The organism is Eionea flava (assembly GCF_055393785.1).
The window spans coordinates 1,718,283-1,730,341 of record NZ_AP036018.1; the positions used below are offsets into that span (position 1 = coordinate 1,718,283).

Annotated in this window: 10 protein-coding genes; 5 read left to right on the top strand and 5 right to left on the bottom strand. The window is 42.9% G+C overall.

Going from position 1 to position 12,059, the window contains the following annotated elements:
• Positions 1–23: 23 nt before the first annotated feature.
• The 5 genes from argF to ACZ5O6_RS07520 all read left to right on the top strand — a co-directional run bounded on the left by argF (position 24) and on the right by ACZ5O6_RS07520 (position 6,799).
• Complete coding sequence (argF, locus tag ACZ5O6_RS07500) at positions 24–932, top strand: ornithine carbamoyltransferase (protein ID WP_447092339.1); 909 nt, start codon at positions 24–26, stop codon at positions 930–932.
• A 592-nt stretch (positions 933–1,524) separates the two neighbouring features.
• Positions 1,525–4,413 (top strand): ribonucleoside-diphosphate reductase subunit alpha, encoded by a 2,889-nt coding sequence (locus ACZ5O6_RS07505; RefSeq protein ID WP_447092338.1) that lies wholly within the window; start codon positions 1,525–1,527, stop codon positions 4,411–4,413.
• Between the two features lie 108 nt (positions 4,414–4,521).
• A complete protein-coding gene (locus tag ACZ5O6_RS07510) occupies positions 4,522–5,859 on the top strand; it encodes a ribonucleotide-diphosphate reductase subunit beta (RefSeq protein ID WP_447092337.1) in 1,338 nt (445 codons plus the stop codon).
• A gap of 181 nt (positions 5,860–6,040) precedes the next feature.
• Positions 6,041–6,337 (top strand): hypothetical protein, encoded by a 297-nt coding sequence (locus tag ACZ5O6_RS07515; RefSeq protein ID WP_447092336.1) that lies wholly within the window; start codon positions 6,041–6,043, stop codon positions 6,335–6,337.
• Positions 6,338–6,385: 48 nt separating this feature from the next.
• A complete protein-coding gene (locus tag ACZ5O6_RS07520) occupies positions 6,386–6,799 on the top strand; it encodes a hypothetical protein (RefSeq protein WP_447092335.1) in 414 nt (137 codons plus the stop codon).
• 30 nt (positions 6,800–6,829) lie between these two features.
• On the opposite strand, the gene ACZ5O6_RS07525 is transcribed toward ACZ5O6_RS07520, so the two are convergent.
• From ACZ5O6_RS07525 to ACZ5O6_RS07545, 5 genes are all read right to left on the bottom strand, one after another.
• Positions 6,830–7,666, bottom strand: a complete 837-nt coding sequence (locus tag ACZ5O6_RS07525) for a hypothetical protein (protein WP_447092334.1) — start codon at positions 7,664–7,666, stop codon at positions 6,830–6,832.
• Positions 7,667–7,851: 185 nt separating this feature from the next.
• Positions 7,852–8,391: a DUF2878 domain-containing protein gene (locus ACZ5O6_RS07530; RefSeq protein ID WP_447092333.1), complete on the bottom strand. Its 540-nt coding sequence runs from the start codon at positions 8,389–8,391 to the stop codon at positions 7,852–7,854.
• Between the two features lie 30 nt (positions 8,392–8,421).
• A complete protein-coding gene (locus ACZ5O6_RS07535; protein ID WP_447092332.1) occupies positions 8,422–9,696 on the bottom strand; it encodes a class I SAM-dependent methyltransferase in 1,275 nt (424 codons plus the stop codon).
• 23 nt (positions 9,697–9,719) lie between these two features.
• Entirely contained in the window at positions 9,720–10,733 is a 1,014-nt protein-coding gene (locus ACZ5O6_RS07540; protein ID WP_447092331.1) for a DUF1365 domain-containing protein, read from the bottom strand.
• Positions 10,730–12,007 (bottom strand): NAD(P)/FAD-dependent oxidoreductase, encoded by a 1,278-nt coding sequence (locus ACZ5O6_RS07545; protein WP_447092330.1) that lies wholly within the window; start codon positions 12,005–12,007, stop codon positions 10,730–10,732. The genes ACZ5O6_RS07540 and ACZ5O6_RS07545 overlap by 4 nt, the downstream gene beginning before the upstream one ends.
• Positions 12,008–12,059: the final 52 nt, after the last annotated feature.

A 12,059-nucleotide genomic window follows, 5' to 3' on the forward strand; every position in this document is an offset into this window, starting at 1 on the left:
ATCGTACAGAGTAGAATTATTTTATGTCCATACGCCACTTTCTAACATTAAACGACCTTTCTCAGCACGAGCTAAGCCTCATTATCGAGCGTGCAATTGCGCTAAAAAAACTGCGTAAACAAAAAGCTCTGCATAAAACACTGGAAGGCAACGTGCTGGGTATGATTTTTGAAAAGTCATCAACGCGCACTCGCGTTTCATTTGAGGCAGGCATTTCACAACTAGGAGGGAGCGGCCTTTTTCTATCATCTAATGATACGCAACTAGGCCGAGGCGAACCTATTGAGGACTCTGCACGCGTCATCTCTAGCATGGTCGATATTGTGATGATTCGTACGTATCAGCATAGTGACATCGAAAAATTTGCTCAATATTCACAAGTGCCCGTCATTAATGCACTTAGCGACGACTACCATCCATGTCAGCTACTCGCTGACATTCAAACCTACACCGAGCACCGAGGCAACCCCAAGGGGAAAACAGTCGTATGGATTGGCGATGGCAACAACATGTGCCACTCATATATTAATGCCGCTAGGCTTTGTGACTTCAATTTACGCATTGCTTGTCCTTCAGGTTACGAGCCCAATGCAGATTTACTCGCCGCCAATCAAGATCGCGTTACACTTTATGGCAATACCGCAGATGCAGTAACAGGTGCTGACTGGGTGGTTACCGATACGTGGGCGTCGATGGGCCAAGAAGAAGAAAAGAAAATACGCGAAGCAGCATTTGCTGACTTTCAGGTTAACGAGACCCTAATGGCTCGTGCCAACGAAGGCGCTGTATTTATGCATTGCTTACCCGCTTACCGTGGTTTAGAGATCAGCGACACCATTATGGACTCTGACTACTCAGTCGTATGGGACGAAGCTGAAAACCGACTACATGCACAAAAAGCATTAATGGAGTTTTTGTTGGGCGCAATCTAGCGCCCCCATTCTCCCTGCGTTCATTTCAGGCCTATTGGCCTACATCACTGACCAATACTAGCCTCACAATTAACAAGCGCTAATCGTTTTTTTTGTGATACAACACTCATTATTTATACCACTAAAAAAAAATATTTATAGTCGCAAATAGTATAAGCACCTGTCATTGCCATCTCTTTTTTAACCATCCAATTCTTCCAACGGCTATTGGGTTAATGCCCACTAACACTTTTACTTTCACACACTTTATCCACAAGAAAAGCGCAATGTCATTGGCTTGATTTTTGGCTGAAAGCGCATTATCTTGTGCCTCTAAATTAAACAACCCCTATATATAGGGGTAAAAGAATAACGACAAATCATCTACTATCGATAGGTAGACGAATAAAAAGACACTCTTAGGCAACAAATAAAGAGTGAATACAGCGTCGAGAAAGAGTTCAAGCATAAGAAACAGATAGCCAACGCCTAGGGCATGCTTCTATACATAAAGAACTTTCTCACACGAACCATGGCCATTAACCGCCACATTTTAAAAGTAATGACAACAACGCGTAAGTGAACCGACTACGACCTCTAATTGGAGACCATAATGTACACTGAGTCTGACTCAAGCACACCAAGCACAACCCCACTAGATAAGCCTAGCAGCGGATCTTATCAAACCAGCGTTACTGCAACGGCACCCGGCAAACTACGCGTTATTAAGCGTAACGGAACGGTTGTTCCTTATGCTGAAGACAAAATTGCTATTGCCGTCACTAAGGCATTTTTAGCTGTGGAAGGGGGAACTGCTGCTGCATCAAGTCGTGTTCATGAAACGGTTAAATTATTTACACAGCAAATTACCGATACCTTTCATCGTCGTATGCCATCGGGCGGTACGGTACATATCGAAGATATTCAAGATCAGGTAGAACTTACGCTGATGCGTAACGGCGAACATAAAGTCGCCCGCGATTATGTACTCTATCGTGCTGAGCGTGCCAAGGTACGTGCTGGCTCAGCACCAACAGCCTCCACAGAAGAGCTCTCTAAATACCCCAGCCTTAAAGTCACACTATCTAATGGTGAAACAGCACCTTTAGATATGGGGCGTATTCACACTATTGTTACCGAAGCCTGCGAAGGCCTCAGCGACGTCAGTGTCGATACCATTCTTGACGAAGCCATGCGCAATTTGTATGACGGTGTTGCATTGGATGACATCAACACATCCCTAGTAATCACTGCGCGTACACTGGTCGAAAAAGAGCCTAACTACACTTATGCTACGGCTCGCCTTTTACAAGATAAATTGCGCGCAGAAGCCCTTAACTTTTTAGGCTTGGCCCAACAAGCAACTCATCACGAAATGGAGCACTATTACGCTCAAGCCCTACCCGCTTATATCAGCAAAGGCATCGAACTAGAGTTACTATCTCCAAACCTAAAAATGTTTGATTTACAGATGCTCGGTGAAGCCTTAGATCATACACGTGATAACCAGTTTACTTATTTAGGTCTACAGACCTTATACGACCGTTACTTTATTCATAGCGACGAAGTACGTATCGAGCTCCCGCAAATTTTCTTTATGCGTGTAGCCATGGGCTTAGCCGTTGAAGAAGATAAGCCAAATGAACGTGCGATTGAGTTCTATCGCTTACTCTCATCATTTGACTACATGAGCTCAACACCTACCCTGTTTAACGCCGGAACATTACGACCACAATTGTCTTCTTGTTACCTCACAACCGTACCCGATGATCTTCATGGTATTTATGGTGCCATGCAAGATAATGCCATGCTATCAAAATGGGCTGGTGGCTTAGGTAATGACTGGACACCCGTCCGTGCTCTCGGTTCTTATATCAAAGGCACCAATGGTAAATCCCAAGGTGTTGTCCCCTTTTTGAAAGTCGCCAACGATACGGCTGTTGCTGTTAACCAAGGCGGTAAGCGTAAAGGCGCGATGTGTGCTTACTTAGAAACATGGCACATGGATATCGAAGAGTTTTTAGAACTACGTAAAAATACGGGTGATGATCGCCGCCGTACTCACGATATGAATACCGCAAACTGGGTTCCTGACCTGTTTATGAAGCGCGTCTTCGACAAGCAAGATTGGACATTATTTACACCTAGCGAAGCACCCGACTTACACGACCTTTGTGGTAAAGCATTTGAAGCTCGCTACGAAGAATATGAGCGTATGGCCGACAGTGGCGAAATCAAACACTTTAAACGTATCCCTGCAGAAAACTTATGGCGCAAAATGCTAGGCATGTTATTTGAAACAGGCCACCCATGGATCACTTTCAAAGACAGCTGTAATTTACGTAGCCCACAACAACATGTTGGTGTCGTTCACTCGTCGAACCTATGTACCGAGATTACGCTAAACACCAGTGCTGGCGATGAAATTGCCGTATGTAACCTAGGCTCTGTTAATTTGGCACAACATATTGACGATGGCGTGCTCAACATTAAAAAGCTAGAAAGTACTGTGAACACGGCTGTACGTATGCTGGATAATGTTATCGATATTAACTATTACGCGGTAGAAGCAGCTAAAACCTCAAACATGCGCCACCGCCCTATCGGCCTTGGCTTGATGGGTTTCCAAGACGCTCTATATAAGCAAGGTATTGCTTATTCATCTGACCAAGCCGTTGAGTTTGCAGACCGCTCGATGGAAGCGATTAGCTACTTTGCGATCAACGCATCAAGCAACCTTGCGGCTGAACGTGGGCAATACAAAACCTTTGAAGGCTCACTATGGAGCAAAGGTGAACTACCCATCGATTCGATTGAAACCTTGGTGAAACAACGCGGTGAGAAATATATTGAAATGGATCGCAGCCAAACGATGGATTGGGCTGGCCTGCGCCACAAAGTACAAACTCAAGGAATGCGTAACTCAAATGTTATGGCGATTGCACCCACAGCAACCATTGCCAACATTACCGGTGTTTCTCAATCGATCGAACCGACTTATCAAAACTTATATGTGAAATCGAACCTATCTGGCGAATTCACCGTCGTTAACCCTCACCTAGTACACGACCTTAAAAAACGTGGCCTTTGGGACAGCGTAATGGTCAACGATCTGAAATATTATGAAGGCTCAGTACAAAAAATTGAGCGTATTCCTAATGACCTAAAAGCAATGTACTCCACTGCCTTTGAAGTTGAGCCACGCTGGATTGTTAGCGCTGCTAGCCGCCGCCAAAAATGGATTGATCAAGCGCAAAGTCTCAACCTTTATATTGCCGGTGCTAATGGTAAAAAACTCGATGTTACTTATCGTATGGCATGGTATAGCGGTCTAAAAACGACCTACTATCTACGCGCGTTGTCTGCCACAACGACTGAGAAATCTACGGTCAACAGCGGCACATTAAACGCCGTATCCTCTGAAGCCGCTGCAGCGCCAGTTGCTGCTGCCGTGCCTCAAGCGTGCTCGTTAGATGACCCTGATTGCGAAGCCTGCCAGTAACACAATCCCGTAAAAACTCAGTTGGTGCCACTGGTTCGGCGCTGACTGAGGCAATAGTAAAGAATAGGCTAATCAATCAATAGCCGCTAAAAAGTATGAGGTAACACCATGTTAAATTGGGATGAATATCACGAAGACGATGTTGCGGTTGCTCCGGCGCCTGCAGAATTAGAACAAGCAGAAGCTAAAACAGCAGCTACTGCTCCACAAATACCGGCTCAACCAAGCACCACAGAAAACGTTGCATCAACCGCTAGCAATACTCAAATTAGCAACGCTCAAACTAGTAATAATCCAGAAAGTAATACCCAAGAAAATAACGCTACTCAAGCCAATGCCGAAGTACAAGCAGATGCCATCGCTCAAGCAAAAGCAGCTATTAACAATATCGATCCAACCCCAGGTATTGAAGAGCTAGAAATGGGGGCAGCGCGCGTAGGTGTTGATGAAAAAGCAATGATCAATTGCCGTGCAGACCTCAACCAACTGGTTCCCTTCAAATATGATTGGGCATGGCAGAAGTATCTTGACGGCTGTGCTAATCACTGGATGCCACAAGAAGTGAATATGACGGCTGATATTGCCTTATGGAAAAACCCAGAAGGCCTTAGCGAAGATGAACGACGCATTGTTATGCGCTCTCTAGGCTATTTTTCCACGGCTGATTCACTCGTCGCCAACAATTTAGTACTTGCGGTTTACCGTTTAATTACCAATCCAGAGTGCCGCCAATACTTATTGCGCCAAGCATTCGAAGAAGCGATTCATACCCACGCTTACCAATATTGTATTGAATCACTCGGTATGGATGAAGGTGAAATCTTCAACATGTATCGCGAAGTGCCTTCTGTTGCTAACAAAGCTTCGTGGAGCATCGCGCATACACAAGGTATTAGTGACCCAACATTTACCACCGGCACCACCGAAACTGATCAGGAACTATTACGCAACCTTATTGGCTTTTATGCTGTCACTGAGGGGATTTTCTTCTACTGTGGATTCACACAAATTCTGTCAATGGGGCGTCGCAATAAAATGACGGGCGTTGCCGAGCAGTTCCAATATATTTTGCGCGATGAATCAATGCACCTTAATTTTGGCATCGATATTATCAACCAAATTAAATTAGAAAATCCACATTTATGGACAGAAGAATTTAAAGCCGAAGTGACCCAAATGGTGTTAGAAGGCACCGAGCTAGAAATTGCTTACGCGCGCGATACTATGCCTCGCGGTGTACTGGGTATGAATGCAGCCATGATGGAAGAATATTTACAATTCATCTCGAACCGCCGTCTAGCGCAACTTGGCTTGACTGAACAATACCCCGGCGCACAAAACCCTTTTCCTTGGATGAGTGAAATCATGGACTTGCGTAAAGAAAAGAATTTCTTCGAAACACGTGTCATTGAATATCAAACCGGCGGCGCTCTTAGCTGGGATTAAACCTTGAATGCGGTGCCTAGCAATAAGCTGTTATCGCTAGGCACCGTAATGAATACCGTAGAAAAAATAACTCAAGTAACACACAAGATGTAGTTCTCAATTGATCGGTTAAGGAACCTCTTACATTTCCCAAGAGGCACCTGAAAAATAACGATAACATCAAACTATCTAGGAGCTAATCATGGGGCAAAAAACACAAGTATCGCAAAAACAATGGATTAGTCAGCGAGAAGATTTGCTCATCGCGATTGACCAACTATCACAGATGACCGAAGTCATGAATGACGTGCTCAGTCGAGTTAAACAACAGGTTGATATTCTGGATAGTAATCACTACACCCATGATACATCAGAGAATGCGGCGCACGCTCAAGCGGTTCAAACAACGAAAAAAGACACAAGAGAATCATCAAAAAACATCTCAAAACCAATAAATAATAATATATTAACTAGAAAAAAAACAAAGCTCGTTCACTGAACAACATCCCCACAAACCAACAATTACGTTACCTCTAGAGAGCGTTGCATGCCGTCTATTGTCCCTAGAAAAGAAAACAACTTACCCACATCACAACACAATAGTAGTGGCGACCTTCAAAAACCGGAAGAAAAAAGTGCATCATCTCAGTATCGTAAGCGCAAACAGATCAGCCGAATCATCAAACACTTAGCACAACAACTGCCGTCCAAGATTTCGTTGCCCGACGACGCTGTCATTGATCAATGGGTGCATACCGCGCTACGCCATACCTATATTGAAGGTAATGACTGGCAAAAACTGATTTATCATACGCTTCAAGCGATACACCATTTGAACAAAACCTCTCCTTTGCACCTAGAACAAGGCTTTATGCATGAGCCGAAAATATGCACCAAGGTCAATACCCTACTGCTACATCTACTGCTGTCAACCGACACAAAAACTATGTATTTTCGCTAATACGCTAAAACGCGAGTGAACAATTAAAAATTAATAATAGTAATAGCGAATCAATGCTGATTGAGCGCTACCTTGATCATCGGTGATATTGACCGACCCTGAAAACATGATTAATCGTTGCTTATCGCGTTCGTAAACTAAAGTAATCGGTTTAACAAACCAGTTTAAAATAACATTAGCCGCTTGCGCAGTGATACATAAATGCGTGCTGTCGTCATAAACAGTAGTAGGGCTTAACTTATTACAACGACGTATACTTCGCGACTTAATGGATAAGTTAACCGTTGTTTGCTGCGCAGGAGCAACAAACTCTACGATGACTTTATTGCCTGCCACAATATCATCCCAGTAAGCTCTTATGGCATTATCAAAACCTGCATCGATAACAAGCCCATTGCCAGCATCTACTATTGCTTTTTTTTGCTCAAGCGTATTGGCAGCTTGATAGATAACAGCAATGTCAGCATTGCTCTCCTCGCCCACGGTTTGAGGCTGCATAGACAATTTTTCACCGTGTCTTTCATCAACCTGCTCTACATTCGGCGCTAGCTGACTACTAGAAAAGTCGGCTAGCTTAGTTGCGATAAGTTGCTGGGATTGATTACGGTATTCCACCTTAGAAGCCATTGCATCGCCCATAGAAACCACCGAAGGCATCAATTCACCGGTGGTATTTTTTAGGTAATGATATTCGCAATACAGTAGTTTATCGCCAGCCGTCGTTTGAGCGACACCAACAATGGCAACATTATCACGTTGAGGGCAAAGCGTTATGCCAGTGGTATCGGACGTATTAGGAGTATCTGACGCAAAAGCTATAGGAGATAGAAAAAAAGAGAAATAACTTAATAAGAAATAAACTCGCATAAGCGTTGCCTAATAGAATGATAATCAGAAGTCATTTCTTTTACGCACGACTTATAGTGATAGTTTCCCAATACTCATTAATTTAAGAAACCTCTAAACAATAGAGACTCTTGGTTTCAAGTAATAACAGCCTCAATGCATCGACAAATAAATAATGGAGCGCTAACAATTACGCGGCTGCGGATTTACTCTTCATCGTTTATGTTCGCCAAAGAAACGAACTGACGCATCATTAAAGGAAATGCAATAGCCCAACTGCCGCCAATCAGGAATAAGCTAAACCCTATATTTTCATTCAGCGATACACTGGCATTTAGATTAGCACCCGCCAAATAACTCATCGGTGCAGCAATACCAGCAAAAATCGCAGCCAGTATCAGCTTAGGGCGCAACCATTCTAGGCTATAACGAAAAGTGGTAGCGAATAGCAGCCAAATAAAAAGCAGCCAGATAGGCGGAAGGGAAGACCCATCAACAAGCACTAGTGCATGAGACCACAAATAAAAACTCTCTATTAGCACACCAACTATCAAAACACTGCCAATTAACAAACATTCACTACCTCGCTTAGCGTGAGGCACAACAACGCTAAAATGAGTAACTAGTACAGCAATAACAATACCGAGCGACCAACCGATAGGTAATAATAGACAAGCAAACCATCCTGCTTGAAATAAGCCGATATTCAGTATTAGCTTCCAAGAGTTTTGTAGTGGATTATGCATATTTTTCACTATGAGACTAATCGCTTACTTTTAATGTCTAACCACCGCAGGTAAATGATGGCAGCGCGGTTTCGCCATCACTAACTGAACCGTACTAATGGCTCTTTCTCTAAACCCACCTTCACAGTACGCTAAGTAAAAATCCCACATACGAATAAATACGTCATCAAAACCTTGTTCTCGTACTTGCTCCAACTTAGCAATAAATCGCTCACGCCATGCGGCCAATGTTTTGGCATAATCAAGAGTAATATCATCAATACCAACAATTTGCATATCAGTATCTTTTTCAACGTGGTCAGACATGATTTTAATTGATGGCAATTCGCCGCCAGGAAAAATATAGCGTTGAATAAAATCAGTACTTTTCTTAGTGATTTCATAACGCTGATCGGGCACAGTTATCGCTTGAATCAACATCAGGCCATCAGGTTTTAGCAGCCGACTACACGCCGAGAAATAGCGTTGATAAAACTTATGCCCTACCGCTTCGATCATTTCAATAGAAACGGCTTTATCAAACTGTCCATCAAGATCTCGATAATCATCGAGTAGCAATGTGACTTTTTTGTCGAGGCCAGCAGCATGCACTTCTGCTTTAGCATGTTCGTATTGTTCTTTAGAAATAGTCGTTGTAGTGACCCGACAACCATAATGCTTAGCTGCATAAATAGCCATACCTCCCCACCCTGTGCCAATTTCCAATAGGTGATCACTCGGCTTTAGCTGTAAGCGCTGACAAATATGTTCTAGCTTATATTCGGCTGCCTCTTCTAACGAGGCATTTTCTTTTGGAAAAATCGCCGATGAATACATCATGCTTTTATCAAGAAACAAATTAAAAAAGTCATTACCCAAATCATAGTGAGCGGCAATATTGAGCCGTGAGTTTTCTTGTGTGTTTTCTCGAAAATAACGCTGTATAAAACTTGTCGCCCCCTGATTGATCGACGACCATAAACTACGACTTGACTGCATAGTATTAAAATTTGCAGAAAGCACCCTAACCACCGCCACAACATTTTTCGAGTGCCATGCTCCACGCATATAGGCTTCGCCTGCACCCACCAAACCATTAAAAACAATATCACGATAAACAATAGGCGCAGTAACCACGACGGTTGCCTGTAAGACAGACTGATTTGATCCAAAAACTTGCGTTTGATCGCCATCAACTAACGTCAAACACCCTTCTTTAATATTGTTCAACCAACGAAAAACAAATTGTTTACATCGTCTATCCAGCCAATGATTCTGATGAATTTCAGTATTTACTTTTGTTTTATCAATGCTTACTGCTCGCATTATTGCTCTCCTGCTCGCATGGTTTATCTTTTCTGTTCATCATATACGTCGGCACTATATTTCGTAGATTTATACTCAGGGGCACCATAAAAAGGGATTTTTTTTACCCACAATTTCATCGCTTGCCAATAGATAGCAGCGAAAACTTTAATAGTCATCAAAGGATAGCGAAAGATTTTTTTGTTCATTTCGTTCTTTGTCATCGGACAACGTTTAAGTAGTAACGTCGCATCAAAAACCGGAGACGATGCATCGCTAGCTAACGCAATCTTACTCTTTTTAACCTTTGGTCTACTACCATCGGCATCAATCTCGTTTTTAAAAACATCTAAATGTATGGCTAATTGCTGCGTGGGCGCCTTTCCTCTCCAACCATACACTAAATCCATTGGTTGAAACGGTGACACATGCATTGTTTTTTCAAAAAGTACCGCTGGTGATGGCATTACTCGCTTCTGCTTACTTAACGCGTGAGTATCGCTTTCACTTTCCCGATGCGTATGTTGCAGATCAATAATGTAATGACGACGCTGCCCCCAAGGGGTATTGGTCACCTCAGCAACAACGGTTTCTAATTGTTGTCCCTCTTGATCAAAACAGTAGTAGCAAGTAATAGGGTTAATTAAGAAACCAAAATAGCGTAAGTTAGTTAGCATACGTATCGCCCCCACAGGGCGGCGGCTAGTTTCTTTTTCTACATAATTTGCTACCGCGTCATAAAGATTAACGCTGGCTTGTCCATCAAAAAAATCTTTACGCCTAAACCACGCCAACGATAGTTTTTTGCTCGACCACCATGGTGTTTGTGAAAACACCGAATCTATTTCTTGTAAATCAACATAAACCATAAATACCCGATACGTAAACTCATGGTGTTTTGGTGTATATCGACGATGGCGTACCGTACCTTCATAGATAGCACTGTACCAAGGATCCTTAATCGTAGAGGCACCTTTTTCTCTAGCGGCACCAAAAGAATCAACAGTCGTGGTTAACGGCGTAGAAGACGGTGTGACGTGTACTGACGAACTCATCATGAAGACAGCGTAATACCAAATTTTTCCGCAACACGTGTTGCACTTTTAACTCCATCTTCATGAAAGCCGTTAGCCCAGTAAGCGCCACAAAACCACGTATTTTTCTGGCCATTAATATCGGCCCAACGTTGCTGGGCGGCAATCGCCTGTAGCGAAAACACAGGATGTGCATATTGATAACGGCCAATAATTTTTTGGGGATCAATTTGATCGGTATTATTGAGTGTGACACAAAAAGTACAAGGCGCATCAATCCCTTGTAAAATATTCATATTGTATGTGAGTACAGGCGGCGTATCGTCATGAGTGGCCGATTTCGGTATCGAATAATTCCAACTGGACCATGTTTTTTTGTTGTGAGGTAAACATCTTTCGTCGGTGTGCAGTACTACATCATTATTGCGATAAGCGATATCACCCAACACGCTGCTTTCATCATTGGTAGCATCACTCAATAGCGCCAAAGCTTGATCACTGTGTGTCGCTATAATGACATGATCGTATTTCTCTTCACCGTAGTTGTTGCTGGTAATCGTCACTGTATTTGCGCCATCGATGTTATCGCGAACAATAGAAGTCACCGGTGTCGATAAGCGAATACAATCTTTGAAAGATTCAACAAGTGGCGCAATATACGATTTAGAACCACCATTAACTACATGCCACTGAGGTCGATGATTAACACTTAATAATCCATGATTAACAAAAAACCGAACAAAAAATTGTAATGGGAAAGCTTGCATCACAGAGGTGCTTGCCGACCAAATGGCTGATCCCATTGGCACAAGATATTTATCAATAAATACTTCACTGTAACCACGGCTTGTCAGATAATCACCTAAGGTCATCGAGGAAAACTCCCCTCCTTTGTCAACATCAATAGGCGCCTGTTTGTTAAAGCGCAAAATGTCTTTAATCATCTGCCAGTGGCTAAGACTCACAATATTGCGACGCTGCGCAAACAACGTATCTATACTATCACCGCTATACTCCAAGCCACTCGCTTCGCAACTAACACTAAAGCCCATCTCTGTTGGCTTGGAGGTCACACCTAATTGTTCAAGTAACTGCTGAAACAGCGGATAAGTCCAATCATTAAAAACGATGAAACCGGTATCTATAGAATAGTGCTTACGTTGATACTCAATATCCATCGTTGCGGTGTGGCCACCTAAGCGATCACCCGCTTCATAAAGAACCACATCATGTTTTTTAGACAAGAGATAAGCAGAGGTAAGACCCGAAATGCCCGATCCTATAACGGCAATTTTCATATAAGACTCTTCTAATAATTTTTATTGTTATGCATAGGTTGGTATTAAAACA

What these genes read in the sequence shown, in the direction of transcription:
- ACZ5O6_RS07510 (WP_447092337.1), top strand. Translation starts at nt 4,522, where the DNA reads ATGTTAAATTGGGATGAATATCACGAAGACGATGTTGCGGTTGCTCCG.
- ACZ5O6_RS07540 (WP_447092331.1), bottom strand. Translation starts at nt 10,733, where the DNA reads ATGATGAGTTCGTCAGTACACGTCACACCGTCTTCTACGCCGTTAACC.
- ACZ5O6_RS07530 (WP_447092333.1), bottom strand. Translation starts at nt 8,391, where the DNA reads ATGCATAATCCACTACAAAACTCTTGGAAGCTAATACTGAATATCGGC.
- ACZ5O6_RS07535 (WP_447092332.1), bottom strand. Translation starts at nt 9,696, where the DNA reads ATGCGAGCAGTAAGCATTGATAAAACAAAAGTAAATACTGAAATTCAT.
- ACZ5O6_RS07545 (WP_447092330.1), bottom strand. Translation starts at nt 12,007, where the DNA reads ATGAAAATTGCCGTTATAGGATCGGGCATTTCGGGTCTTACCTCTGCT.
- ACZ5O6_RS07520 (WP_447092335.1), top strand. Translation starts at nt 6,386, where the DNA reads ATGCCGTCTATTGTCCCTAGAAAAGAAAACAACTTACCCACATCACAA.
- ACZ5O6_RS07515 (WP_447092336.1), top strand. Translation starts at nt 6,041, where the DNA reads ATGGGGCAAAAAACACAAGTATCGCAAAAACAATGGATTAGTCAGCGA.
- ACZ5O6_RS07505 (WP_447092338.1), top strand. Translation starts at nt 1,525, where the DNA reads ATGTACACTGAGTCTGACTCAAGCACACCAAGCACAACCCCACTAGAT.
- ACZ5O6_RS07525 (WP_447092334.1), bottom strand. Translation starts at nt 7,666, where the DNA reads ATGCGAGTTTATTTCTTATTAAGTTATTTCTCTTTTTTTCTATCTCCT.
- argF (WP_447092339.1), top strand. Translation starts at nt 24, where the DNA reads ATGTCCATACGCCACTTTCTAACATTAAACGACCTTTCTCAGCACGAG.